Source organism: Burkholderia stabilis (assembly GCF_001742165.1).
Lineage (GTDB): Bacteria > Pseudomonadota > Gammaproteobacteria > Burkholderiales > Burkholderiaceae > Burkholderia > Burkholderia stabilis.
In genome coordinates this window covers 619,071-643,938 of the sequence record NZ_CP016442.1, presented here as the reverse complement: position 1 = coordinate 643,938, position 24,868 = coordinate 619,071, and the positions used below count along the sequence as shown (strand labels likewise).

Below are 24,868 nucleotides of genomic sequence, written 5' to 3'. Positions count from 1 at the left end.
TTGCTTCAGATTCGCTCGAAAATCGCGGCGATGCCCTGCCCGCCGCCGATACACATCGTCACGAGCGCGTAACGGCCGCCGACGCGCTGCAGCTCGTACAGCGCCTTGACGGTGATCAGCGCGCCCGTCGCGCCGATCGGGTGACCGAGCGAAATGCCGGACCCGTTCGGATTCACCTTGGCCGGGTCGAGACCCAACTCCTTCGTCACCGCGCATGCCTGCGCGGCGAATGCCTCGTTCGCCTCGATCACGTCGAGATCCGCGATCGTCAGCCCGGCGCGCTCGAGCACCTTCCGGGTGGCCGGCACGGGGCCGATCCCCATGTAGGCCGGATCGACGCCCGCATGCGCGTACGCGACGAGGCGCGCGAGCGGCTTCGCACCGCGTTTCTCGGCGACGCCGCGCTCCATCAGCAACACGGCCGCCGCCGCATCGTTGATGCCCGACGCGTTGCCGGCCGTCACCGTGCCGTTCTCCTTCACGAACACGGGCCGCAGCTTCGAGAAATCATCCAGGCTCGCATCGTGGCGCACGTGCTCGTCGTGATCGAACACCACCGGCGTGCCCTTCTTCGAGCCGATCAGCTCGATGGGCAGGATCTGCTCCCTGAAATAACCGGCCTTCGCCGCATGCGACGCGCGGCGGTGCGATTCGAGCGCGAGCGCATCCTGCGCGTCGCGCGAAATGCCGTACTTCGCGGCGACGTTCTCGGCCGTCACGCCCATGTGGATCGTCTGGAACGGATCGTTCAGCGCGCCGACCATCATGTCGACCGCGCGCATGTCGCCCATGCGCTGCCCGAAACGCGCGGCCGGAATCGAATACGGCGCACGGCTCATGTTCTCCGCGCCGCCCGCGATCGCGATGTCCGCGTCGCCGAGCAGCACGCCCTGCGCGGCCGACACGATCGCCTGCAGCCCGGAACCGCACAGCCGGTTGACCGTGAGCGCCGGCGCATGCTGCGCGACACCGCCGTTGATCGCGGCGACGCGCGCGAGATACATGTCCTTCGGCTCGGTGTGCACGACGTTGCCGAACACCACGTGGCCGACCTCGTCGCCCGACACCTGTGCGCGCCGCAACACTTCGCGCACGACTTGCGCGCCGAGCTCGGTCGGCGCGATGTCCTTCAGGCCGCCGCCGAAATCGCCGATCGCGGTACGCACGCCGCTCACCACCACCACTTCACGTTGCATGATGCCTCCTGATCCTTCTTGTCGAATGAATCGATCGTGCGGGGCCGTGGCCGGCGTGCGGATGCCGCGTCAGCCTTGCATCAGGCGCTCCACCGCGTCGCGGTGCGGAATCGGCGCGACCGCGCCGTAGCCGGTCGTCGACAGCGCCGCCGCTGCATTCGCGTAACGCGCCGCCGCGAACGGATCGTCGCCCGCGACGATCCGCGCGATGAAAGCGCCACCGAAGCAGTCGCCCGCGCCCGTCGCATCGACGGCCTCGACCGTGAAGCCCGGCACGACGCGCCGCTCGTTCGGCGTCGCCACATACGCGCCTTCCTTGCCGAGCTTCAGCGCGACGACCTGCGGCCCATGCTCGAGCATCGCATCGACGATCGCGTCACGATTGTTCGCGCCCGTGAGCGCCGTCACGTCATCCCAGCTCGGCAGGCAGATATCCGTCTGGCGCAGAGCTTCACGCATCACCGCGCGAGCGCGCGGCAGCGGCCACAGCTTCAGGCGCAGGTTCGTGTCGAAGCTGACCTTCGCGCCGTTGCGGCGCGCGTGGTCGATCGCCGCGAACGCGGCGTCGCACGCGGTCGTGCTGATCGCGAGGCTGATGCCCGACAGGTGTACGGCCTTCGCCGCCGCCAGCGCGTCGAGCGGCAGGTCGCCCGCCGCATAGCGGCTCGCCGCGGAGCCCGCGCGCAGATAGTCGAACTGGTGGCCGCTGGCGCCGTGCGTGACGAAATACACGCCGGTCGGCGCCGCGCGATCGATCCGCACGTACGTCGTGTCGACGTGCTCCACATGCCACATGTCGGCCAGCAGGCGGCCGAACGGATCGTCGCCGATCGCCGACACGAAACCCGTCGACGCACCCTGGCGCGCCGCGGCGATGCAGAAGTTCGACGTGTCGCCGCCGAAGCCCTGCAGGAATTCGGGACGGCCCGGCTGCGACTGGTTGAATTCGATCATCGCCTCGCCGAGCGCGAGGATCTCCGGAAATGCGGCGGTCATCGCTTACACCTCGCCCCACAGATCGTGGCCGTCGGCGCCCGTGATCTTCACGGACACGAAATCGCCGACCTTGTAGCGCTTCGACGCCTTCGTCGCCGGCTCGACATAAACGACACCGTCGATCTCGGGCGCATCGGCTGCCGTGCGGCCGATGCCGCCTTCTGCGCTGACTTCGTCGATCAGCACCTTCACGGTCTTGCCGACCTTGCGCTCCATGCGCTTCGCCGACACTTCCTCGGCGACTTCCATGAAGCGCGCGCGGCGTTCCTCGCGGACGTCGTCGGGCAACGCGCCGTCGAGTTCGTTCGCGGTCGCGCCTTCGACCGGCGAATACGCGAAACAGCCGACGCGATCGAGTTCCGCCTCGCGGATGAAGTCGAGCAGCGTTTCGAACTGCTCTTCCGTCTCGCCGGGGAAGCCCGCGATGAACGTGCTGCGGATCGTCAGGTCCGGGCAGATCTCGCGCCACTTCTGCACGCGCTCGAGCACCTTCTCGGCGTTCGCCGGGCGCTTCATGCGCTTGAGCACTTCAGGGTGCGCGTGCTGGAACGGCACGTCGAGATACGGCAGCACGTGGCCCTTGAACGGGCCTTCGGCCATCAGCGGAATCACTTCGTCGACGCTCGGGTACGGATACACGTAGTGCAGACGCACCCATGCGCCGTACTGCGCGGCGAGTTCACCGAGCGCGGCGACCAGGTCGGTCATGCGCGTCTTGATCGGCTTGCCGTTCCAGAAGCCCGTGCGGTACTTCACGTCGACGCCGTACGCGCTCGTGTCCTGCGAGATCACGAGCAGTTCCTTCACGCCCGACTTGAACAGGTTTTCCGCTTCGAGCATCACTTCGGCGACCGGGCGCGACACGAGGTCGCCGCGCATCGACGGGATGATGCAGAACGTGCAGCGGTGATTGCAGCCTTCGGAGATCTTCAGGTACGCGTAGTGGCGCGGCGTGAGCTTGATGCCGGCTGCGGGCACGAGATCGACGAACGGATCGTGCGGCTTCGGCAGGTGCGAATGCACGGCCTGCATCACTTCGCCCACCGCGTGCGGGCCGGTGACGGCGAGCACCTTCGGATGGACTTCCTCGATCAGGTTCGAGCCGCTGGCGCTCGACTTCGCGCCGAGGCAGCCGGTGACGATCACCTTGCCGTTCTCGGTCAGCGCTTCGCCGATCGCGTCGAGGCTTTCCTGCACGGCTTCGTCGATGAAGCCGCAGGTGTTCACGACGACGAGGTCGGCGCCGTCGTAGGTGCCGGAGATTTCATAACCTTCGGCGCGCAGCTGGGTGATGATTTGTTCGGAGTCGACTAGCGCTTTAGGGCACCCGAGCGATACGAACCCTACTTTGGGGGATTGGGACATCTGGAATGTGGGGGCGTGGCAGCAAAAGCGTGAGTTTACAGCGATTTAGGGGCGGCGAGCCAAAAACAGGCGACCCGCAGCGGTGCGGATCGGCGGATCGGCGGCGCCGCGCGGCGGACCACCCGGCGCGGAACGGTTTGCGATATGCCCCTTTCATTTCGGACGTCGGGTTGCCGGCTTGCCCTGAGCGCCACGCTCGAACACCGGCATACGGTCGTCGGGCGGCACGCGTCAAATGGCGTTGCCCTCGACAAACTAGTGAGAAAATCGAACCCGTCGACCACTTCAATCCACCCACACCGGGGCTGACATGACCACCCACATCACGATCGAATTCACCGAACACGCTGCAGAAACCATCGGCGAGCAGACCAGCACCAGCTTTTCATACGACCAGGGCGCGCACGTGCCGCAACCCGGCGACTTCGTCGAACTCGAGAATTCGCGCCAGACGTTCCTCGTGATCGGCCGCGTGTTCTCGCTCAAGGCCAACTACAGCGCCGTCAAGCTCGTGCTCGACCTTCCGCCGTCGGACGACGAGCACGGATTCGATCCGGCGCAGTGACACGATCCGGGCCTGCGGCGAGCACGTAAAAAAGCCCGCCGAAGCGGGCTTGCACGCGATCCGACGCATGCTCACGGATAGCTCGACGCCTTCAGGCACCGCTCGAACCACACCGCATCGTCGCCATCGCCGATCGGCCACATTTCCGCATCGAGTTGCGGCAAACCGGTTGCCGGCGCGGGGGCACGGTTATCGTCTCCGGACGCTCCCGCACGCATCCACCCCGATTGCGCCCCGCCGTTATCGCACGCATGCCCATGCGCCTGCGCCTCGCAGAACGCCACCGGGCGCACTTTCCCGCCGTCCGTCGTGCTCACCGAGCGGTACTGATACACCGCGCCGGTCGCCCAGTCCTCGCTCTGGCTGCAAACCCGCGCCTGATGCTGCACGTGTACCGCGCCGAAGCACGCATATGAAACGTGCGCACCGCTCGCATCGTCGGGAATGAAATCGCAGTTTGCGTCGAATCCGGTCAGCGGGCCGCCCGTGTATTTCGCGAGCCACTGGCGCTCGGCCAGCGCTCGCGCGATCAGCCCCTTGCCCGACTGATCGGCCAGCATGGCGGTGCGCCGATCGATTGCCTTGCGCACTTCGTCGACGGCCAGCGGATGGCCATCGTAGTCGGCACTCAGACGGTTGTTGCGCGCGGCGATCCAGCGTCGCTGGCTACGGACCAGCATGTCGCGGATAGCGGCGTCCGGCGCGGCTTTCAGCACGCCCGAATAGGCCGAGTTCATGCGCGCATCGGCCGCCCGCAGCCCCGGGTTCGCACAGATGCGCTTCTCGATCGGCTGCGCGGCTTTCGCGCAATCCATCGCAAAGCCCGGCATGGCCAGGCCAACACCGAACATGAATATCGAAGCAAGACCGGCCAGCCTGCCGGCCGATGCCATTCGAATCCCTTGCATGCTCTCTCTCAGTCGATTTGTTTTTCTTGGCCGCGCCGCGTCGGCACGGTATCGAACTTCGCGTGGCGCCCGGGAACCGGTACCGTGCGTCGCCCAAGGCGGCGCCCGCGCCGCTTCGGGTACGGCAGGCAAACGGGCGACCGGCACGAGCACACACCCCTCGGGCACGGCACGTCCCGGCTTTCATTCATGTGCGGACTGGATCTCGATCGACCGGACAACGCTCATGCCCGCCCATACCCGGCGCGAGCATTCGGTGCCGACGATCATGAACGATCGTCGGCGATGTCTTCGTCAGGCAGCGGCCGCGCATCGCCGTGCCGAAGCAGACGACCGGCCGACCGGCGCCGCCCTGCTTCACGGCACCGACGCCGACGACTCGCGCCGCCGCTGCCGGCCCGGCCGCGAAACCTTACTTCTTTTCCGGTTCCGGCGCGCCCGGCTGCTTGAACGGGAACGTGCTGAACATCGACTTCGCCTGGTTCTGCATCTGTTCCTGCATTTGCACGAACATGTTCTTCGACTGCTCGATGTAGCTCGTCATCATCCCTTGCATCATCGGCGCCTGCATGTTCATGAACTGCGACCAGACTTCCGGATTCATTGCGTTGCCTTCGTACAGGTTCTTCGACTGATCCGCGAGCTTGTTCTGGATGTCGATGAACGCCTGGATATTCTTTTCCAGGTACGTGCCCATCATGCCCTGCATCGCGTGACCGTAGAAACGGATGATCTGCGACAGCATCGACGACGAGAACATCGGCACACCGCCGCTTTCCTCTTCGAGGATGATCTGCAGCAGGATGCTGCGCGTCAGGTCCTCGTTGGATTTCGCATCGACGACCTTGAAATCCTCTTGCTCCAGCACGAGCTGCTTCACGTCGGTAAGCGTGATGTACGTGCTTGTCTCGGTATCGTAGAGCCGGCGGTTCGGGTACTTCTTGATGAGCCGTTCGGCCGTCTTCTTTGTAGTAGTCATGTAACGCCTTTCAGTGCAGCGTAGCGCAAGTGACGAATCCCCGCCGCCCGAATCCGGGAGGCGGGGGCCTTCGGAACACACCCGGCTGCGCGGCCACCCGGCCCGCGCAGCCCGGGCGTTCAGCCCATGTGCAGGCCGCCGTTCAGCGAGAAGTCGGCGCCCGTCGCGAAGCCGGAATCGTTCGACGCGAGCCACGCGACGATCGAGCCGATTTCCTCCGGACCACCGAGACGCCGCACCGGGATCGTCGCGACGATCTTTTCGAGCACGTCCGGACGGATCGCCTTCACCATGTCGGTGCCGATGTAGCCCGGCGACACGGTGTTGACCGTCACGCCCTTCGTCGCGACTTCCTGTGCGAGCGACATCGTGAAGCCGTGGATGCCGGCCTTCGCGGTCGAATAGTTGGTCTGGCCGAATTGCCCCTTCTGGCCGTTCACCGACGAAATGTTGACGATCCGGCCCCAGCCCCGCTCGACCATCCCGTCGATCACCTGCTTCGTCACGTTGAACAGGCTCGTCAGGTTGGTGTCGATGACGGCGGTCCAGTCTTCATGCGTCATCTTGCGGAACACGACGTCGCGCGTGATGCCCGCGTTGTTGACCAGCACGTCGATCTCGCCGACTTCGGCCTTGACCTTGTCGAATGCTTCCTTGGTCGAGTCCCAGTCGCCGACGTTGCCTTCCGACGCGATGAAATCGTACCCGAGCGCCTTCTGATCCTCGAGCCATTTCACCCGGCGCGGCGAATTCGGGCCGCAACCCGCGACCACCTTGAAGCCGTCTTTCAACAGACGCTGGCAGATGCTGGTGCCGATGCCGCCCATCCCGCCCGTTACGTACGCAATTCGCTGAGACATAAATCTCACTCCATTTTTGGTTTCGAGAGCTGCAGGAGGCCCCCTCTGACTTCACGTGACGCCGGCCGAAGCCGCAATCGGCCGGCGCCCGGATTCGTTTCCCCGGTGACGGACGACCGGTTACGGGCGCTCGACCGCGAGCGCGACACCCATCCCGCCGCCGATGCACAGCGACGCCAGCCCGCGCTTCGCATCGCGCTTGGCCATCTCGTGCAGCAGCGTCACCAGGATCCGGCAGCCCGACGCGCCGATCGGGTGGCCGATCGCGATCGCCCCGCCGTTCACGTTCACCTTCGACGTGTCCCAGCCCATCTGCTTGTGCACCGCCAGCGCCTGCGCCGCGAACGCCTCGTTGATCTCCATCAGGTCCAGGTCGCCCGGCGTCCAGCCCGCCCGCTCCAGGCACCGGCGCGAGGCCGGCACCGGGCCCATCCCCATCACGCTCGGATCCACGCCCGCATTCGCATACGCCTTGATCTTCGCGAGCGGCGTCAGGCCCAGTGCCGCCGCCTTCTGCGCCGACATCACCAGCACCGCCGCCGCACCGTCGTTCAGACCCGACGCGTTCGCCGCCGTCACCGAGCCGTCCTTCGAGAATGCCGGCTTCAGCCCCGCCAGCGATTCCGCCGTCACACCGTGACGCACGAACTCGTCGGTCGCGAACTGCAGCGGCTCGCCCTTGCGTTGCGGAATCGACACCGGCACGATCTCGTCGTCAAAGCGCCCGGCCTTCTGTGCGGCTTCCGCCTTGTTCTGCGACAGCGCCGCGAATGCGTCCTGCTCTTCGCGCGTAATGCCGTATTCCTTCGCGACGTTCTCTGCCGTGATGCCCATGTGGTACTGGTTGTACACGTCCCACAGGCCGTCGACGATCATCGTGTCGACCAGCTTCGCATCGCCCATCCGGAACCCGTCGCGCGAGCCCGGCAACACGTGCGGCGATGCGCTCATGTTCTCCTGGCCGCCCGCGATCACGATCTCCGCGTCACCCGCCACGATCGCGTTCGCCGCCAGCATCACGGCCTTCAGGCCCGAGCCGCACACCTTGTTGATCGTCATCCCCGGCACTGCCGTCGGCAGCCCGGCCTTGATCAGCGACTGCCGCGCCGGGTTCTGTCCCGAACCGGCCGTCAGCACCTGCCCCATGATCACTTCGCTGACCTGCTCGGGCTTCACGCCCGCACGCTCCAGCACCGCGCGGATCACCGTCGCGCCCAACTCCGGCGCCGCAATCTTCGCAAGCGAGCCGCCGAATTTGCCGACCGCGGTCCGCGCGGCCGATACGATCACTACGTCCGTCATTTCCCTTTCCTCCAGGCCCGCACGACACGGCGCATCGCTACCGGCCCTGTTAAAAAAACTGCGGTGCGTCGGACAGCGTGCGCCGCTGTCCGGTTTTCGTCAATCGCGCTGCAACACGTAACGCCCCGGTGCCGCCTCGATCACCGGAAACTGCGCGGAACCGGGCTGCGCGGGCGGCGCCACCTTGCGGCCGCCGTACTGGTCGAGCCACTCGACCCAGGTCGTCCACCAGCTGCCCGGCTGTTCGGCCGCGCCGGCGAGCCAGTCGTCCGCGGATTCGGGCAGGTCGTCGTTGAGCCAGTAGCTGCGCTTCTTCTTCGCCGGCGGATTGATCACGCCCGCGATGTGCCCAGACGCGCCGAGCACGAACTTCAGCGGGCCCGTCAGGATCGACGTCGATTCGTAGGCCGTCTGCCACGGCACGATGTGATCCTCGCGCGAGCCGTAGATGAACGTCGGCACGTCGATCAGCGTCAGGTCGACGGATTCGCCGCACACGGTCAGCGCGCCCGGCTCGCGAAGCTTGTTCTCGAGATACGTATTGCGCAGGTACCACGCGTACATCGGGCCCGGCAGGCTCGTCGAATCGCTGTTCCAGTACAACAGGTCGAACGGCGCAGGCGTACGGCCCTTCAGGTAGTTGTCGACGACGTAGTTCCACACCAGGTCGTTCGGCCGCAGGAACGAGAACGTGTTCGCGAATTCCACACCGCGCATCAGCCCCGGTTGCGTGCCGTTCTTGCCGCCGATGGTCTGCTCGCGCATCTGCACGTGCGCCTCGTCGACGAACACGTCGAGGATGCCGGTATCGGTGAAGTCGAGCATCGCGGTGAGCAGCGTCATCGACGCGGCCGGATGTTCGCCGCGTGCGGCCAGCACCGCCAGCGCGGTCGCAAGCATCGTGCCGCCGACGCAGAAGCCGAGCGTGTTGATCTGTTCGCGGCCGCTGACCTGCTGCACGGCGTCGATCGCCGCCAGCAGCCCTTCGTTCATGTAGTCGTCCCACGTCTTGTGCGCGACCGATGCATCCGCATTGCGCCACGACACGAGGAACACCTGATGGCCGCTCGACAGTGCGTGCGCGACGAGCGAATTCTCGGGCTGCAGGTCGAGGATGTAGAACTTGTTGATGCACGGCGGGACGATCAGCAGCGGCCGCTCGAACACCTTGTCCGTCTTCGGCGTGTACTGGATCAGCTGGATCAGGTCGTTTTCGTAGACGACTGCGCCTTCAGTACACCCGAGGTTCTTGCCGACCACGAACTGCGATTCGTCGGTCTGCGAAATCTTGCCGCGCTGCAGGTCGCCGAGCAGGTTCATCATCCCCTGCCGCAGGCTTTCGCCCTGCGTCTCGAGGATCGATTTCTGCGCGTCGGGATTGAGGGCGAGGAAGTTGCTCGGCGCGGCGGCAGCCGTCCATTGCTGAACCGTGAAACGGATGCGCTCGCGCGTCTTCGGATCGGTCTGAAGCGCGTCGGCGAGCTCCTGCAGGTAGCGCGCGTTGAGCAGATACCACGCTGCCGCGAACGCATGCGCCGGCGACGCCTTCCACGCATCGCCGCTGAAACGGCGGTCCTTCAGTTCGGGCGACTCGAGCTTCGTGGCGGCCGCCTGCTGCATCAGCGTCACGCAGTCGCGCGCATAGTCGGCTTGCAGCTTCTGGAGGTGTTCGGGCGGGATCGCGGCAACCGGCAGTTTCAGCCCCGCGAACGGCGATGCCATGCTGCCCAGATCGGGCATCGACGGCAGCTGGAACGGAAACGAAGTCGGGAACTGGAATGTCGCGAACGGATTCACGGTGGCCGATGCCGTCGCGGCGCGCGCCGGATCAGCAAAACCGCGCCACGCGTTCAACCACGACTCGAACATCTGCTGCATCGGCTGGGCGGCCGGATCGAAGCCGGTGCTGCCCGCGGAAGTGCCCGCCTGAGCGGACGTCGACGAATTTTTCGATGCTGTCATTACCTGCCTTACCGGTGATTCGTGAGCGTCAATCGTGAAATCCTGCTCGCGCGCGGCATGCCGGCTGCGAGCCGGGCCGTCATGCTCTGGAGAGGCGTCTCCAGATTCTGCCGCAGTGCGGTATTTTTATCATTATCGTTTTCCCCATGTGAAGCGCCATGTCAAACCGCTGAACATTTCTGCGCGGAGATAATCCGTGCGCAACAGACGGGACAAGGGTTCCGGCGAAACATAAAACATTTTGGTCGACTTGACTTCGGGATTTTTCATTCAACTGCGCATGCAACGCCGCATTGTCGCCTGAATATCGAGATAAACCGATTTTGCGACGCAACAAAACCCTGCGCGCATGCGCATGCCGTCAATCCGCCAGCCAGATCGCCGCGGCCATGCGACCCGTCACGCGGTCGCGCCGGTACGAATAGAAGCGCGCCTGTTCGGTGACCGTACAAGCCGTTCCGCCGCTCACGTTCGCCACGCCCGCACGCGCGAGGCGCAGGCGCGCGAGCGCATGAAGATCGGCGAGAAACTTGCCGGGCGCGCCGTCGATCGGGACGAACGCACGACGGGTTTCATCATGCTCCGAGTGCGGAGCCGTGTCGAGAAACGCGTCGCGCACGTCGGCGCCGACCTCGAACGCCTGCGGGCCGATCGCCGGCCCGAGGTACGCATGAAGCGCGTCCGTCGCACCGCCCGCGAGCGCCGCGACGCGCGCCGCGGTCTGCTCGACGATGCCGGCCGCGAGCCCGCGCCAGCCCGCATGCGCGGCACCGACGGCACGGCCCTGCGCATCGCACAACAGCACGGGCAGGCAATCCGCGACCATCACGACGCAGACGGCACCCGCCCGGTCCGTGACGCTCGCGTCGGCCTGCACCGGCACCTCGTCGGCCGCCGCGATCACCACGTCGGCACGCACGATCTGTGCGCCGTGAACCTGCTCGAGCCATGCCGCGCTCGACTGGCCTGCCAGCGCGAGCAAGCGCGCGCGGTTCCCGGCGACATGGGCCGGATCGTCACCGGTATGCAGACCGAGATTCATCCCGCCCGGCAGCGCGGCACCGTCCTGCCAGCGCCCGTACGGGCCCTCGCTCACACCGCCGTCGCGCGTCGTGATCAGCGCGCGCACGCGCGGCGACACCTGCCAATCGGGCTGCACGCAGTCCTGCCACGTCAACGGCGCCAGGTTCGTCATCGGCACTCATTCCTCCTCATCGTCCAGGTCCGGCTCATCATCGTGATAGTCGCCGCCGAAATCATCATCGTCGTAGACACCGTCGTCGTCGTCGAATTCCTCGTCGCCCTGCCCGAAGCCGAGCGCCGCTACGAGTGCGTTCATATCGTCGGGCAGCGGGCAGCGCCATTGCATCGGCTTGCCCGTCACCGGATGTACGAGGCCGAGTCGCCAAGCATGCAGCGCCTGACGCGCGAACTCGCCCGGCAGCGGCGTGACCGAGCGCTTGCCGCGCGCGCGCCCGTACACGGGATCGCCGAGCAACGGGTGCCCGGCGTGCGAGCAGTGCACGCGGATCTGGTGCGTGCGGCCGGTTTCCAGGTCGCACTGGATCGCCGACACCGGCTGACGTTGCCACACGCATGTGTCAACCGTGCGGAAATGCGTGCGCGCGGGCTTGCCCGACGCACCGGTGACGACGGCCATGCGCGTGCGCTCGCGCGGATCGCGGCCGATCGGCGCGTCGATCGTGCCTTCCTCGGGCATCGTGCCCCACACGAGCGCGAAATAGCGGCGCTTCACCGTGCGGGCCTGCAACTGGCGCACGAGGTCCGTCTGTGCGGCCAGCGTGCGCGCCACCACCATCAGGCCGGAGGTTTCCTTGTCGAGCCGGTGGACGATCCCCGCGCGCGGCAGGCCGGCCGCCGCGTCGCCATAGCGATGCAGCAGCCCGTTGAGGATCGTGCCGCTCCAGTTGCCGGCTGCCGGGTGCACGACGAGGCCGGCCGGCTTGTTGATGACGACGAGCGCATCGTCTTCGTAGATGACGTCGAGCGGCACGGGCTCCGGCGTGAACGCGAGCTGCTCGGGCAGCAGGTCGGGCACGAGCTCGATCTTCGCGCCGAGCGGCACCGGCTGGCGGATCTTCGCGGGCGCGCCGTCGACCAGCACGCGCTGCGCCTCGATCCAGCTCTGCAGGCGGCTGCGGGAGAATTCGGGGAACAGCTGGGCGAGCGCCTTGTCGAGGCGTTCTCCCGCGAGCGACAGCGGCACTTCGACGACGCGCGGCGCGTCATCGACCGCCGCGGACGGCACCACGGGCGGCTGCAACGCGTCGCCGGCCAGATCGTCGTCGAGGGAATCCCCCGAGGCAGCGTCGGCGGGCCGATCGCTTGGGCTATAATCTTCGCGATTTGGTGTGCCCGGCTGGGCATTCTGCGAACTTGAACGGGTCATTTAGACTGGGTCACCGAGACTTGAAGCTAGGACATGCGAGCATGATGAATTCGACCAAACGCACGGCCAGAACCGCCGCCGCCCGGGCTGCAGCGGTAGCGGCCGCGGCCCTCATCGCCGGCTGCCACGGCTTGCCGCAGAAGCAGGACGAGACGGCTACCTGGTCGAACAACAAATTATACTCAGAGGCCCAGGACGCACTGTCCGGCGGCGACTGGGGCAAGTGCGCGAAATATTTCGAATCGCTGCAAGGTCGCGATCCGTTCGGCCATTTCGCGCAACAGGCGCAGATCAACGTTGCGTACTGCAACTGGAAGGATAACGAAGCGGCAGCCGCCGACCAGGCCGTCGACCGCTTCATCCAGCTCCACCCCGATCACCCGGATATCCCGTACGCGTACTACCTGAAGGGGATGATCCACTTCAACGACGATCTCGGGCTGTTCGGCCGCTTCTCCGGCCAGGACATGAGCGAGCGCGATCCGCAGGCACTGCGCGAATCGTACGACGCGTTCAAGGTCGTCGTCGACCGCTTCCCGAAGAGCAAGTACGCGCCCGACGCCGCAGCGCGGATGCGCTACATCGTCAACGCGCTTGCCTCGCACGAAGTGCACGCGGCCGACTACTACTACCGGCGCGGCGCCTACGTCGCGGCGATCAACCGCGCGCAGCTCGCGATCAAGGACTACAAGGGTGCGCCGGCGATCGAAGACGCGCTGCACATCATGATCCTGTCGTACGGCAAGCTGAACCAGCCGGAACTCGCCGAGGACACGAAGCGCGTGCTCGCGGGCACGTTCCCCGACAGCCCGTACGTCACGGGCCACTCGCGCCCCGGCGCGAAGAAGTCGTGGTGGCAGTTCTGACGCGCGTCCGTCGCACAAACAAAAAACCCGGCCATCGAGCCGGGTTTTTTTATTGACGCCGCATTCAGGCGGCGCAAGTGCGCGCGCGGCAATCGCCGCGCGTGCCGTCACATGCGTTTTTCCGAGCGATGCTCGTCGAAGAAATCCTGGACGACCGCGATCTCGCGGGTCCGCTTGAACGGCGGCAGGCTCTGCCAAATCCGGCGCCCGTAGGGTTTGTCGACGAGCCGCGTGTCGCAGATCATCAGCACGCCACGATCCGTCTCCGCGCGAATCAGCCGGCCTGCGCCCTGCTTCAGCGTAATCACGGCCTGCGGCAACTGGTGCACGGCGAACGGGCTCAAGCCCTTCTTCGTGAGCGCGTCGAGCCGTGCGGCCAGCACCGGATCGTCCGGCGGCGCGAACGGCAGCTTGTCGATCACGACGAGCGACAGCGCATCACCGCGCACGTCGACACCTTCCCAGAAACTCTGGCTGCCAACCAGGATCGCGTTGCCGTACGCGCGGAAGCGATCGAGCAACTCGGTGCGGCTCGCATCGCCCTGCACGAGCAGCGGCGTATTCCAGCCGCGCGCCTCGATCACGTCGCGCAGCTTCGATGCGATCCGGTCGACCGCACGCAGCGTCGTGCACAGCATGAACACGCCGCCACCGGACGCCTCGATCGCCGGCAACGCGGCATCGAAGACAGCATCGGTAAACGCCGGCGAAGACGGCTGCGGCAAGTTGCGCGGCACGTACAGCAGCCCCTGCGACTGGTAATCGAACGGGCTCGCGAGCGTCATCGAGCGACGCGAGCTCAGGCCCATCTGCGCCGCGTAGTGCGTGAAATCGCCGCGCACCGACAACGTGGCCGACGTGAACACCCACGCACGCGGCACGCCCGCGCGCTGCTTGGCGAAGATCGGCGCAACCGACAGCGGCGTTTCGTGCAGCTGGACGGTATGCGCGAACACTTCGACCCAGCGCACCTTCTCGTTCGGATCGCCGTCGGACGCCTTGTCGCCGGCCGCCGCCGCGTCGGCCTGCGCGGCCGCCTCCGCCGCGCCGGGCGCGACCCAGCCGGCCAGCAGATCCTGAAGCTCGCGTGCGCGCCGCAGGCACGCGCCGAGCGATTCCGCCCGCTCGGCCTGGCTTGCGAGCGCCGACGCAAGCGCGTCGAGCGCGGTCTCGAGTGCGTCGAGCGCGCCGAACATCGGGTGATCGTCACCGAGCTGGGCGAGCGACATGCGTACGATCTGGTCGTTCGCAAAGGCAAGGCGCAAGTCGCGCGCCGCACGTTCGAGATCGCCGCCGAGCTTCACCCACTCGACCGCATCGCGCGCATGGCTCAGGCCTTCGGCCACGGTGTCGCGTGCGAGCTCGAGGATCTGTGTGGTCGACAGCGTCTCGCCGAAGAACAGCGTCGCCGTTTCGGGCAACTGATGCGCTTCGTCGAAGATGATCGTGTTCGCGTTCGGCAGCAACTCGGCCATCCCCGTGTCGCGCAACATGATGTCCGCGAAGAACAGGTGGTGGTTCACGACGACGACGTCGGCCTGCTGCGCCTCGCGCCGCGCCTGCATCACGAAGCATTCCTTGTAGTGCGGGCATTCCTGGCCGAGGCAGTTGTCGCGCGTCGACGTGACCATCGACCACACCGGCGCCGTTTCCGGCACGCTCGCGAGCTCGGCCTTGTCGCCGCTCTTCGTGATCTTCGCGAAGCGGACGATTTCCTGCAGGTAGGCCGTGTCCTGCCGCGACGGCAGGCGGCCGTTGTCGGCCGTGCGTTGCAGGTAGTAGTGACACAGGTAGTTCGCGCGCCCCTTGAGCATCGCGACCGTCACCGGCACCGCGAGCGCGTTGCGCACGGTCGGAATGTCGCGCTGGAAGAGCTGGTCCTGCAGGTGCTTCGTGCCGGTCGACACGATCACCTTGCCGCCCCACAGCATCGCGGGCACGAGGTACGCATAGGTCTTGCCGGTACCCGTACCGGCTTCGACGATCAGCGTGTTGTCGCCTGCGTCGCCGTCGGACTCGGCCGCCGTGGTGTCAGCGGCCGGCTCGGCCGCCTTGTCGCCATCGCCGAGGCGGCGCGCCGGCCGCTTGCGGGTTTCGAAGATTTCCGGCTCGGGCATCCGGCGCGCGGATGCTTCCATCGCGGACGCGACCGCACGCGCCATCTCGATCTGCGACATACGCGGGTGATAGCCGTCGAGTGCGCGCGCGAGCAACCCGCCTTCGCCGAAGATCGTGTCGAGTTCGTCGACACGCTTGCGGCTCAGCTCGAAGGTGCCTTCGGGCGCACGAGCGCGCCCGGTGGACGACGCGTCACGCCGGGCATCGGGGTTGGCTTCAAGCGGTGAATTCAAGGCAAGCGTTCCTGTGTCCAGCGCCCGGGCGGCGCCGGCGCTTGCCAGGCCGCGCTCAGGCGCGCTTATCCGGTTCCAGCTGCGATTGCAGCAGTATGATTTTGTCCTTGGCCGCCAGCTTTTCCTTCTTCAGCCGGTGCAGCGTAATGTCGTCGATGTCGGAGTGCCCTTCCTTCAGCTCGATCTCCCGAGCGAGTTGCTGGTGCTGCTCCTGCAATGCAGCCAAACGGTTGTGCAATTCCTGCTGCTGTTCCGTGTGACGGTTTTGCATATTCGCCTCCTCATCGAAGCAGCGCGCCGGCGGCGTGCCGACGCGCACGAGACTGATTCCGGGTCAATCCGACACGTTACTGCCCCTGCTGCTGTTGCTGCTGCTTGGCCTTCTCGGCCGCTTCCTGCTGACGCCGCTCGACATCGGCCTTGTGCTGCGCGGCTTCCTTCTGCTTCTGCTCGTAGCGCGTGGCGTTGTCCGAGCGCTCCTGCGCCTTCTGCGCCGCCTGCTGGTGCGCCTGGTCGAGCTTGCGCTGGAAGTCGGCCTGCTTCTGGTCGTATGCCTGCTTGCTCGCAGCGCGCTGCGGCCCTTCCGCACCGCGCTGCGCCTGCTTCAGCGCATTCTGCTCCTGCTTGTCGCGGAACGCAGCGGCGTTCGCGGCATCGTTCGCCGCGCGCTGCGGCGCTTCCGCCGCATTCTGCGCCTGCTTCAGCGCTTGCTGCTGGTCACGCTGCTGCGCACGCACCGCGCGCTGCTCGTCGTTGAGCGCAAGTTGTTCCTGGCGAATGCTGGCCCGTTCGTCGCGCATCTGGTCGCGTGCCTTGCCGAGACAGTGATTGACGAAGAACTTGCTGTAGCAATCGTGCTCGGCCACCGCATAACGATAATCGTTTTCGGCGGAGCGTTGATTGAGCACTTTTTGACGGGCGTCGAAATCCGGTGCGGCGGAGGCCGCGACGGGCACCGCTGCGGGGGCATCTGGCGCGGTTGCGCCCGAGGCCTGCGCGAACGCGCCGGAGGGCCCGGCAGACAAAGCCGCGGCGAGCGCTGCGCCGAGCGCGACGAGAGAAATGCGGGAAGTTGGCAACGTCGTAGGAAAGCTGCGGGACATGTGTCAAATTCTATCACCCCCGGCTGGACGCTCCGCCATTTATGGCAAAATGCCCCGCTTCACTCACCCGCGGCATCTGGCCCGTCGGGCCCGCCACGCAGCCCGCCGCTTAGGGCCTGCCGGCCCGCGCCGCGATTTCAGCAGGCAGATCATCCACGACATGACGGAAACCGTAGCACTCAAGATCGTACAGCGCATCGCCACCGAACTGTCCGTCCAGCCGCGCCAGGTCGCGGCGGCCGTGCAACTCCTCGACGAAGGCTCGACCGTTCCGTTCATTGCCCGGTACCGCAAGGAAGTGACCGGCAACCTGGACGACACGCAGTTGCGCCAGCTCGAGGAACGCCTCCTGTATCTGCGCGAGCTCGAGGATCGCCGTGCGTCGATCCTGTCGAGCATCGACGAACAGGGCAAGCTGACCGACGAACTGCGCACCGCGATCGAAGCGGCCGACAGCAAGCAGGTGCTCGAAGACCTTTATCTGCCGTACAAGCCGAAGCGCCGCACGCGTGCACAGATCGCCCGCGAAGCCGGCCTCGAGCCGCTCGCGCAGGCGTTGCTCGCGAACCCGCTGCTCGACCCGCAGGCCGAGGCGGCCGCGTATGTCGACGCCGACAAGGGCGTCGCCGACGTGAAGGCCGCGCTCGACGGCGCGCGCGACATCCTGTCCGAACAATTCGGCGAGACGGCCGAGCTGCTCGGCAAGCTGCGCGACTACCTGCACAATCAGGGCGTCGTGTCGTCGGCTGTCGTCGAGGGCAAGGAAAACGAGGAAGGCGAGAAATTCCGCGACTATTACGACTACGCGGAAACGATCAAGACCGTGCCGTCGCACCGCGCACTCGCGCTGTTCCGCGGCCGCAACGCGGGCGTGCTGACGGTCAAGCTCGGCCTCGGCGAAGAGCTCGACGCGCAGGTGCCGCATCCGGGTGAAGCAATGATCGCGCGCCATTTCGGCATCGCGAACCAGAACCGCCCTGCCGATAAATGGCTGTCGGACGTGTGCCGCTGGTGCTGGCGCGTGAAGGTGCAACCGCATATCGAGAACGAGCTGCTCACGCAATTGCGCGAAACGGCCGAAACCGAGGCGATCCGCGTGTTCGCGCGCAACCTGAACGACCTGCTGCTGGCCGCGCCGGCGGGCCCGAAGGCCGTGATCGGCCTCGACCCGGGCCTGCGCACGGGCGTGAAGGTCGCGGTCGTCGACCGCACCGGCAAGGTGCTCGCGACCGACACGATCTACCCGCACGAGCCGCGCCGCGACTGGGACGGCTCGATCGCGAAGCTCGCGCGCATCGCTGCGCAGACGCAGGCCGAGCTGATCAGCATCGGCAACGGCACCGCGTCGCGCGAAACCGACAAGCTCGCGAGCGAACTGATCGCGAAGCATCCTGAACTGCGCCTGCAGAAGATCGTCGTGTCGGAAGCCGGCGCGTCGGTCTACTCGGCGTCCGAGCTCGCCGCGAAGGAATTCCCTGAAATGGACGTGTCGCTGCGCGGCGCCGTGTCGATCGCGCGCCGCCTGCAGGACCCGCTCGCCGAGCTCGTGAAGATCGAGCCGAAGGCGATCGGCGTCGGCCAGTACCAGCACGACGTGAACCAGCGCGAACTCGCCCGCTCGCTCGACGCGGTCGTCGAGGATTGCGTGAACGCGGTCGGCGTCGACGCGAATACCGCGTCGGCCCCGCTGCTCGCGCGCGTGTCGGGCCTGAACGCGACGCTCGCACGCAACATCGTCGACTACCGCGATGCAAACGGCCCGTTCCCGTCGCGCGAGCACCTGCGCAAGGTGCCGCGCCTCGGCGACAAGACGTTCGAACAGGCCGCCGGCTTCCTGCGCATCAACGGCGGCGAGAATCCGCTCGACCGCTCGTCGGTGCACCCGGAAGCCTACCCGGTCGTCGAGCGGATGCTCGCGAAGATCAACAAGCGCATCGACGACGTGCTCGGCAGCCGCGAAGCGCTGTCGGGCCTGTCCCCGACGGAATTTGTCGACGAACGTTTCGGCCTGCCGACCGTGCGCGACATCCTGACCGAGCTGGAGAAGCCGGGCCGCGATCCGCGTCCGGAATTCAAGACCGCGACGTTCCGCGAAGGCGTCGAAAAGGTGTCGGATCTCGTGCCCGGCATGACGCTCGAAGGCGTCGTGACGAACGTTGCCGCATTCGGCGCGTTCGTGGATATCGGTGTCCATCAGGACGGCCTCGTCCACGTGTCCGCGATGTCGACGAAGTTCATCAAGGACCCGCACGAAGTCGTGAAGGCCGGCCAGGTCGTCAAGGTGAAGGTGATCGACGTCGACGTGAAGCGCCAGCGCATTGCGCTGACGATGCGTCTCGACGACGACGCGGCGGCGCCCGGCATGTCGTCGCGCGGCGGCGGCCAGGATCGCGGCAACGCGGGACGCGGCGCGGCACGCCCGCAGCGTTCGCGCGAGCCGGAACCGGCCGGCGCGATGGCCGCGGCATTCGCGAAGCTGAAGCGCTGAGCACGCGTATTCCGGCAAAAGAAAAGCCCGCCTGACGGCGGGCTTTTTTTCGTTCCGGCGCAGCTGCGCAGGACGCGCGCAGCCATATCCGGCCGGTCAGATCTCGATCTTCGTGCCGAGCTCGACGACGCGGTTCGCCGGAATCGAGAAGAAGTCGGTCGGCTTCGCGGCGTTCTGGTGCATCCACGCGAATACGCGCTCGCGCCAGATCGACATGCCCGGCAGATGCGTCGGCACGACCGTTTCGCGCGCGAGGAAGAACGACGTGTCCATCAGCTCGAACGTCATGTCGTGCGTGCGGCCGAATTCCTCGAGCACGGCCTTCACGTCCGGCGTCTCATTGAAGCCGTACTCGGCCTTGACGATGTACAGCCCGCCGCTCGCATCACGCGAGCTCAGGCGCTTGTCGTCGCGCACGTAGGGAATGTCGCGCGTGACGAACGTCAGGAAAATGGTCCGCTCGTGCAGCACCTTGTTGTGCTTCAGGTTGTGCAGCAGGCTGACGGGCACGAGCTTGTCATTGCCGGTCAGGTAGATCGCGGTGCCCGACACGCGATGCGGCGGATGCGCGAGCAGCCCCTGCAGGAACGGCTCGAGCGGAATACCGTCGGCCGCCGTACGCTCCTTGACGATATGGCGCCCCTTGTACCAGGTCATCAGCAGGAAGAACAACAACGCGCCGATGCCGAGCGGCAGCCAGCCGCCCTGCGCGACCTTCAGCAGGTTCGCACCGAAAAAGCCGAGGTCGATCGCAAGGAACACCGCGATGATCGCGCCGACGAGCAGCCGGTTCCAGTTCCACACCTTCACCATCACGACGCAGGCGAGCACGGTCGTGATCACCATCGTTGCCGTCACCGCGATGCCGTATGCGGCGGCGAGGTTGTCGGAGCTCTTGAAGCCGACCACGATACAGAGGATCACGAACAGCAGCAGCCAGTTCACGACCGGCACGTAGATCTGGCCGATCGCGAGTTCGGACGTATGCAGCACCTTCATGCGCGGCACGTAGCCGAGCTGGATCGCCTGCGACGTCAGCGAATACGCGCCCGAGATCACCGCCTGCGACGCGATCACGGTCGCGACCGTCGACAGCACGACGAGCGGCAGCAGCCCCCATTCGGGCGCCAGCAGGAAGAACGGGTTCTCGATCGCCTTCGGGTTCTGGATCAGCAGCGCGCCCTGGCCGAAGTAGTTCAGCACGAGCGACGGCATCACGAGCCCGTATGCGGCGAGGCGGATCGGCTTCGCGCCGAAGTGGCCCATGTCCGCGTAGAGCGCTTCCGCGCCGGTCAGCACCAGCACGACCGAACCGAGCACGACGTAGGCCTGCAGCAGGTGATCGGCCATGAACGACGCCGCGTAGTACGGGTTGATTGCCGCGATGATGCCCGGCACGCGCACGATGTGGTACACGCCGAGCGCCGCGATCACGACGAACCACACCACCATGATCGGGCCGAACAGCTTGCCGACCAGCGCGGTGCCGTGACGCTGGATCCAGAACAGCGCGATCAGGATCACGATCGTGATCGGCAGCACGAGGTGAGACAGATGCGGCGTCGCGATTTCGAGCCCTTCGACCGCAGACATCACCGAGATCGCCGGCGTGATCACCGCGTCCCCGTAGAACATGCACGCGCCGAATATCCCGAGCGCCATCAGCGCGCCAGCGACACGAGTTTTCGAATCGAGCGGCCGCAGCGACAGCGCCATCAGCGCGAGCACGCCGCCTTCCCCGTTGTTGTCCGCCCGCATCACGAACAGCAGGTATTTGACGCCGACCACCAGGATGATTGCCCAGAACAGCAGCGAGATCACACCGAGAATCGAGCCTTCGGTGAGCGGAATGCCGTGGGAGGGGCTGAACGCCTCCTTGAGCGAATACAGCGGGCTGGTGCCGATATCGCCGAACACGACGCCGATGGCTGCTATCGCTAGCGCCCGCATCGAGTGTTGTTGCGTCGAGTGCGGCGCATGTGCGGCGTCGGTCGCGTGGATCGTGTCGTTCATATGAAGCGTAATAATCGGGTCCGGGTCGGACAAAACGAGCGCTATTCTACTCGCGCCCCCGTGAAACGCCGCCCTGCTCTGTTGCCGTGAAACCACGTGATCCACGCTGCGCATGCAATCCGGTGCGAGCTGTGGCAGGGCTGCCATCATAGCCGGGGCGGCGCCGTCTGCCTACCGGATACGCAGGAAACGCCGCGCCGCACCAACGGCGCCCCAATGAAAAACGGCGCCGCAAGCGGCGCCGTACAAGGCTTTCCTTCGATCAGCCGGGTTACTTACGAACCCGAACCGTCGCGCTGGGCGCGACCGCGCTTGATCCATGCCTCGAGATTGTGCGGGCGAACCGTATCCCACTCCTCGAACGGCTGATGAATCCACGGATTCGTCGGCAGATACTGCGTGTGATAGTCGGGCTTGACCTTCGAGCAACCCTTGTACCAGAGCACGGCCGAACGCACGGCCGTCACGGCCGGATAGCGCTCCTTCAGGTGCTCCTGCACGCGCGCGAGCGTGACGCCCGAATCGACGAGGTCGTCGACCAGCAGCACGTTGCCCGCCAGGTTGCCGCGCGTCATCGTGATGTACTGCGCGATGTCGAGATCACCCTGCTCGGTGCCGGCCGCTTCACGGTACGAGCTCGTCGCGAGAATCGCGAGCGGCACGTCATAGATGCGCGACAGCTGATCGCCTACACGCAGCCCACCGCGCGCGAGGCACAGGATCTGGTCGAACTTCCAGCCCGATGCGTGCACTTGCAGCGCGAGCAGCTCGATCAGACGGTGATACTCGTCCCAGCCTACCCACAGGTTCTTGTCGTCGTTGCGCGGATCGGTCATCAAGTCTGCCGCGGTCATCGTCATTTGCTGCGTCATCTGGAAATTACACCTTGAACGGATGGCGGAGCAGGATCGTTTCGTCGCGGTCCGGGCCCGTCGACACCATGTCGACCGGCACACCAGCCACTTCCTGGACACGGGACAGGTATGCCTGCGCGTTCGCCGGCAATGCTTCCCAGGTCTTGATGCCGACCGTGCTTTCCTTCCAGCCGGGGAACGTTTCGTACACAGGTTCGCAACGCGCCACGTCGGCTGCGCCACGCGGCAGGATGTCTGCATCCTTGCCGTCGATCTTGTAGCCGACGCACAGCTTGACTTCGTCGAGGCCGTCGAGCACGTCGAGCTTCGTCATGCACAGGCCCGACACGCCGTTGATCTGGATCGAGCGGCGCAGCGCGGCGGCGTCGAGCCAGCCGGTGCGGCGCGGACGGCCGGTGACCGAACCGAATTCCTTGCCGACGTTCGCGAGCGTGACGCCGACCTGGTCCTGACGCTGCGGGTTATCCGCATCGTACAGCTCGCTCGGGAACGGGCCCGAGCCGACGCGCGTGCAATAGGCCTTCGTGATGCCGAGAATGTAGTTCAGCTTCTGCGGACCGACGCCCGCGCCGGCCGATGCCGCACCCGCGACGCAGTTGCTCGACGTGACGAACGGATAGGTGCCGTGGTCGATGTCGAGCAGCGTGCCCTGCGCGCCTTCGAACAGCAGGTTCTGGCCCGCGTTGTTCGCGTCGTACAGGCGGCGCGACACGTCGGCCACCATCGGCTTCAGGCGGTCGGCATAGCCGAGCATCGTGTCGAGCGTGGCCTGGAAATCGACGGCCGCGCCACCCAGGTACTGGGTCAGCACGAAGTTGTGGAAATCGAGGTTTTCGCGCAGGCGGTCGGCGAAGGTCTTCGCGTCGAACAGGTCCTGCACGCGCAGCGCGCGGCGGCCGACCTTGTCTTCGTACGCGGGGCCGATGCCGCGGCCCGTCGTGCCGATCTTGCCCGCGCCCTTGCGCGCTTCGCGCGCCTGGTCGATCGCGATGTGATACGGCAGGATCAGCGTCGTGGCTTCGGAAATGAACAGACGGTCGCGCACGTTCACGCCGGCCTCTTCGAGCTCGCCGATTTCCTTGAACAGTGCTTCGGGGGACAGGACGACGCCGTTGCCGATGTAGCAGGCGACGCCTTCACGCATGATGCCCGACGGAATGAGGCGCAAGATCGTTTTCTTGCCGCCGATGATGAGGGTGTGGCCGGCGTTGTGGCCGCCCTGGAAACGCACGACGCCCTGAGCGTGGTCCGTCAGCCAGTCGACGATCTTGCCCTTGCCTTCATCACCCCATTGAGTTCCCACGACGACGACATTGCGCCCGGGAGTCACGTTCACTGCGCTGGCAGACATGTTGATTCGTTAGCTGGTTAAAAACGTATTCTACCTATGTTCGCGGGCGATTCCGAATTTTTCCGTTTCGCTTCAACGATATGCACGCCGAAGCACGGCCCGCGAACGCCTGTTTATCGGGGTTCGACCACCCATGCGCCGTTGCGCTCGACGAGCGAACGGTCGCATGCGAACTCGTCGAGCACGTGGTCGTGGCCCGGCAGCGCCTGGATCACGACCTCGCCCGCATCGCGCAGCGCCGCGACCGCAGCACGCAGCGCATCGTCCTGCGCCCACGGTGCGAGAATCGCGGTGCCGCGCGCCTCGACCGGCGAAATCCGCGCAAGCTCGCGCAGGTCGAGCGAGAAACCCGTTGCCGGTCTGGCGCGGCCATACGCCTGGCCGACGTGGTCGTAGCGGCCGCCGCGCGCGATCGCGTTCGGCACGCCGTCGATGTAGGCACTGAACATCGCGCCGCTGTGATACGCGTAACCGCGCAGGTCGGCGAGGTCGATCGCCACCTCGGCCCCCTTCGCCTGCGCGGCGAGCTGTGCCAGATCGTCGAGCGCCCGCGTGATTTCGGGCAGAACCGGCAACCGGGCGCGCGCCTCGGCAAGCACGCTCGCATCACCGTAAAGGTTCGGCAGCGCGCGCAGCGCGGCGCGCGTATCGGCACCCAGATCGTCAGTCAGCTCGTTCAACAGCGGCACGTCCTTGCCCGACAGCGCGTCGTACAGCGACTCGCCGCGCTCGGCAGCCTGCGCGTCGCGTGCCAGCAGCGCCGCGAGCACGCCCGCATGGCCCAGGTCGAGACGGATGCTCGACAGGCCGGCGAGATGCAGCGCGTCGAGCATCAGTTGCTGGATCTCGAGATCGGCTTCCAGCCCCGCATGCCCGTAGATTTCGGCGCCGATCTGGATCTGTTCGCGCGTCGCGTGCAGGCCGCGCGGACGCGTATGCATCACGTGGCCCGCATAGCAGAGGCGTGTCACGCCCTGACGGTTCAGCAGGTGTGCGTCGATACGCGCGACCTGCGGCGTGATGTCGGCGCGCAGGCCGAGCGTGCGACCCGACAGCTGATCGACCAGCTTGAAGGTGCGCAGGCGCAGATCGGCGCCGCCGCTCGTCAGCAGCGACTCGAGATACTCGAGCAGCGGCGGCATCACCATCTCGTAGCCGTACGAGCGGAAGCGGTCGAGCAGCCTGCGGCGCAGCTCCTCGATCTTGCGCGCTTCCGACGGCAGTACGTCGGCGATATTCTCGGGAAGTAACCAGGTCGACATCGGTACGGTCCTACGA

At 66.2% G+C, this 24,868-nt stretch carries 20 protein-coding genes; 3 read left to right on the top strand and 17 right to left on the bottom strand.

Annotated features, from left to right (window positions below; all coding sequences use genetic code 11):
* Positions 1-5: 5 nt before the first annotated feature.
* From bktB to rimO, 3 genes are all read right to left on the bottom strand, one after another.
* Positions 6-1,196, bottom strand: coding sequence for a beta-ketothiolase BktB (gene bktB, locus BBJ41_RS03080; RefSeq protein WP_069745265.1), 1,191 nt, complete (start codon positions 1,194-1,196; stop codon positions 6-8).
* A gap of 69 nt (positions 1,197-1,265) precedes the next feature.
* Positions 1,266-2,192, bottom strand: coding sequence for a sugar kinase (locus tag BBJ41_RS03075; RefSeq protein WP_069745264.1), 927 nt, complete (start codon positions 2,190-2,192; stop codon positions 1,266-1,268).
* Between the two features lie 3 nt (positions 2,193-2,195).
* The gene (rimO, locus tag BBJ41_RS03070) at positions 2,196-3,557 is read right to left on the bottom strand and encodes a 30S ribosomal protein S12 methylthiotransferase RimO (protein ID WP_069745263.1); all 1,362 of its coding nucleotides are present in this window, start codon (positions 3,555-3,557) and stop codon (positions 2,196-2,198) included.
* Between the two features lie 310 nt (positions 3,558-3,867).
* Between rimO and BBJ41_RS03065 the strand changes: the two genes are divergently transcribed.
* Complete coding sequence (locus BBJ41_RS03065; RefSeq protein ID WP_069745262.1) at positions 3,868-4,122, top strand: hypothetical protein; 255 nt, start codon at positions 3,868-3,870, stop codon at positions 4,120-4,122.
* A 71-nt stretch (positions 4,123-4,193) separates the two neighbouring features.
* Here BBJ41_RS03065 and BBJ41_RS03060 read toward each other — a convergent pair whose 3' ends face one another.
* The 7 genes from BBJ41_RS03060 to BBJ41_RS03030 all read right to left on the bottom strand — a co-directional run bounded on the left by BBJ41_RS03060 (position 4,194) and on the right by BBJ41_RS03030 (position 12,543).
* Positions 4,194-5,183, bottom strand: a complete 990-nt coding sequence (locus tag BBJ41_RS03060; protein ID WP_236872048.1) for a lysozyme inhibitor LprI family protein — start codon at positions 5,181-5,183, stop codon at positions 4,194-4,196.
* A gap of 259 nt (positions 5,184-5,442) precedes the next feature.
* On the bottom strand, positions 5,443-6,009 hold the full coding sequence (gene phaR / locus BBJ41_RS03055) for a polyhydroxyalkanoate synthesis repressor PhaR (protein WP_011549704.1): 567 nt from the start codon (positions 6,007-6,009) through the stop codon (positions 5,443-5,445).
* A 119-nt stretch (positions 6,010-6,128) separates the two neighbouring features.
* Positions 6,129-6,869, bottom strand: a complete 741-nt coding sequence (locus tag BBJ41_RS03050; RefSeq protein ID WP_011352240.1) for a 3-ketoacyl-ACP reductase — start codon at positions 6,867-6,869, stop codon at positions 6,129-6,131.
* A 120-nt stretch (positions 6,870-6,989) separates the two neighbouring features.
* Positions 6,990-8,171 (bottom strand): acetyl-CoA C-acetyltransferase, encoded by a 1,182-nt coding sequence (locus tag BBJ41_RS03045; protein ID WP_069745260.1) that lies wholly within the window; start codon positions 8,169-8,171, stop codon positions 6,990-6,992.
* Positions 8,172-8,270: 99 nt separating this feature from the next.
* Positions 8,271-10,133, bottom strand: a complete 1,863-nt coding sequence (gene phaC / locus BBJ41_RS03040) for a class I poly(R)-hydroxyalkanoic acid synthase (RefSeq protein ID WP_069745259.1) — start codon at positions 10,131-10,133, stop codon at positions 8,271-8,273.
* 361 nt (positions 10,134-10,494) lie between these two features.
* Entirely contained in the window at positions 10,495-11,328 is an 834-nt protein-coding gene (pgeF, locus tag BBJ41_RS03035; protein WP_069745258.1) for a peptidoglycan editing factor PgeF, read from the bottom strand.
* A 6-nt stretch (positions 11,329-11,334) separates the two neighbouring features.
* Positions 11,335-12,543, bottom strand: a complete 1,209-nt coding sequence (locus tag BBJ41_RS03030; protein ID WP_069745257.1) for an RluA family pseudouridine synthase — start codon at positions 12,541-12,543, stop codon at positions 11,335-11,337.
* A 41-nt stretch (positions 12,544-12,584) separates the two neighbouring features.
* Between BBJ41_RS03030 and BBJ41_RS03025 the strand changes: the two genes are divergently transcribed.
* Positions 12,585-13,409 carry an outer membrane protein assembly factor BamD gene (locus BBJ41_RS03025; RefSeq protein WP_069745256.1) on the top strand — a complete coding sequence of 275 codons (825 nt, stop codon included), beginning with the start codon at positions 12,585-12,587 and terminating at the stop codon, positions 13,407-13,409.
* A gap of 107 nt (positions 13,410-13,516) precedes the next feature.
* Here the strand turns inward: BBJ41_RS03025 and BBJ41_RS03020 are convergent, their stop codons facing one another.
* The 3 genes from BBJ41_RS03020 to BBJ41_RS03010 all read right to left on the bottom strand — a co-directional run bounded on the left by BBJ41_RS03020 (position 13,517) and on the right by BBJ41_RS03010 (position 16,863).
* A complete protein-coding gene (locus tag BBJ41_RS03020; RefSeq protein WP_069745255.1) occupies positions 13,517-15,760 on the bottom strand; it encodes an ATP-dependent DNA helicase in 2,244 nt (747 codons plus the stop codon).
* A 55-nt stretch (positions 15,761-15,815) separates the two neighbouring features.
* Positions 15,816-16,031, bottom strand: coding sequence for a YdcH family protein (locus BBJ41_RS03015; protein WP_006478692.1), 216 nt, complete (start codon positions 16,029-16,031; stop codon positions 15,816-15,818).
* 76 nt (positions 16,032-16,107) lie between these two features.
* Entirely contained in the window at positions 16,108-16,863 is a 756-nt protein-coding gene (locus BBJ41_RS03010; protein WP_069745254.1) for a hypothetical protein, read from the bottom strand.
* Between the two features lie 160 nt (positions 16,864-17,023).
* Here BBJ41_RS03010 and BBJ41_RS03005 point away from each other — a divergent pair, with 160 nt between their 5' ends.
* A complete protein-coding gene (locus BBJ41_RS03005) occupies positions 17,024-19,351 on the top strand; it encodes a Tex family protein (RefSeq protein ID WP_069745253.1) in 2,328 nt (775 codons plus the stop codon).
* 96 nt (positions 19,352-19,447) lie between these two features.
* Here the strand turns inward: BBJ41_RS03005 and BBJ41_RS03000 are convergent, their stop codons facing one another.
* The 4 genes from BBJ41_RS03000 to BBJ41_RS02985 all read right to left on the bottom strand — a co-directional run bounded on the left by BBJ41_RS03000 (position 19,448) and on the right by BBJ41_RS02985 (position 24,852).
* On the bottom strand, positions 19,448-21,364 hold the full coding sequence (locus BBJ41_RS03000; protein WP_069745252.1) for a potassium transporter Kup: 1,917 nt from the start codon (positions 21,362-21,364) through the stop codon (positions 19,448-19,450).
* Positions 21,365-21,639: 275 nt separating this feature from the next.
* Positions 21,640-22,236, bottom strand: coding sequence for a phosphoribosyltransferase (locus tag BBJ41_RS02995; RefSeq protein WP_069745251.1), 597 nt, complete (start codon positions 22,234-22,236; stop codon positions 21,640-21,642).
* A 7-nt stretch (positions 22,237-22,243) separates the two neighbouring features.
* Positions 22,244-23,590, bottom strand: coding sequence for an adenylosuccinate synthase (locus tag BBJ41_RS02990; protein WP_069745250.1), 1,347 nt, complete (start codon positions 23,588-23,590; stop codon positions 22,244-22,246).
* Between the two features lie 113 nt (positions 23,591-23,703).
* Positions 23,704-24,852, bottom strand: a complete 1,149-nt coding sequence (locus BBJ41_RS02985; protein WP_069745249.1) for an ATP phosphoribosyltransferase regulatory subunit — start codon at positions 24,850-24,852, stop codon at positions 23,704-23,706.
* Positions 24,853-24,868: the final 16 nt, after the last annotated feature.

What these genes read in the sequence shown, in the direction of transcription:
- bktB (WP_069745265.1), bottom strand. Translation starts at nt 1,196, where the DNA reads ATGCAACGTGAAGTGGTGGTGGTGAGCGGCGTGCGTACCGCGATCGGC.
- BBJ41_RS03075 (WP_069745264.1), bottom strand. Translation starts at nt 2,192, where the DNA reads ATGACCGCCGCATTTCCGGAGATCCTCGCGCTCGGCGAGGCGATGATC.
- rimO (WP_069745263.1), bottom strand. Translation starts at nt 3,557, where the DNA reads ATGTCCCAATCCCCCAAAGTAGGGTTCGTATCGCTCGGGTGCCCTAAA.
- BBJ41_RS03065 (WP_069745262.1), top strand. Translation starts at nt 3,868, where the DNA reads ATGACCACCCACATCACGATCGAATTCACCGAACACGCTGCAGAAACC.
- phaR (WP_011549704.1), bottom strand. Translation starts at nt 6,009, where the DNA reads ATGACTACTACAAAGAAGACGGCCGAACGGCTCATCAAGAAGTACCCG.
- BBJ41_RS03050 (WP_011352240.1), bottom strand. Translation starts at nt 6,869, where the DNA reads ATGTCTCAGCGAATTGCGTACGTAACGGGCGGGATGGGCGGCATCGGC.
- BBJ41_RS03045 (WP_069745260.1), bottom strand. Translation starts at nt 8,171, where the DNA reads ATGACGGACGTAGTGATCGTATCGGCCGCGCGGACCGCGGTCGGCAAA.
- phaC (WP_069745259.1), bottom strand. Translation starts at nt 10,133, where the DNA reads ATGACAGCATCGAAAAATTCGTCGACGTCCGCTCAGGCGGGCACTTCC.
- pgeF (WP_069745258.1), bottom strand. Translation starts at nt 11,328, where the DNA reads ATGACGAACCTGGCGCCGTTGACGTGGCAGGACTGCGTGCAGCCCGAT.
- BBJ41_RS03030 (WP_069745257.1), bottom strand. Translation starts at nt 12,543, where the DNA reads ATGACCCGTTCAAGTTCGCAGAATGCCCAGCCGGGCACACCAAATCGC.
- BBJ41_RS03025 (WP_069745256.1), top strand. Translation starts at nt 12,585, where the DNA reads ATGATGAATTCGACCAAACGCACGGCCAGAACCGCCGCCGCCCGGGCT.
- BBJ41_RS03015 (WP_006478692.1), bottom strand. Translation starts at nt 16,031, where the DNA reads ATGCAAAACCGTCACACGGAACAGCAGCAGGAATTGCACAACCGTTTG.
- BBJ41_RS03010 (WP_069745254.1), bottom strand. Translation starts at nt 16,863, where the DNA reads ATGTCCCGCAGCTTTCCTACGACGTTGCCAACTTCCCGCATTTCTCTC.
- BBJ41_RS03005 (WP_069745253.1), top strand. Translation starts at nt 17,024, where the DNA reads ATGACGGAAACCGTAGCACTCAAGATCGTACAGCGCATCGCCACCGAA.
- BBJ41_RS03000 (WP_069745252.1), bottom strand. Translation starts at nt 21,364, where the DNA reads ATGAACGACACGATCCACGCGACCGACGCCGCACATGCGCCGCACTCG.
- BBJ41_RS02995 (WP_069745251.1), bottom strand. Translation starts at nt 22,236, where the DNA reads ATGACGCAGCAAATGACGATGACCGCGGCAGACTTGATGACCGATCCG.
- BBJ41_RS02990 (WP_069745250.1), bottom strand. Translation starts at nt 23,590, where the DNA reads ATGTCTGCCAGCGCAGTGAACGTGACTCCCGGGCGCAATGTCGTCGTC.
- BBJ41_RS02985 (WP_069745249.1), bottom strand. Translation starts at nt 24,852, where the DNA reads ATGTCGACCTGGTTACTTCCCGAGAATATCGCCGACGTACTGCCGTCG.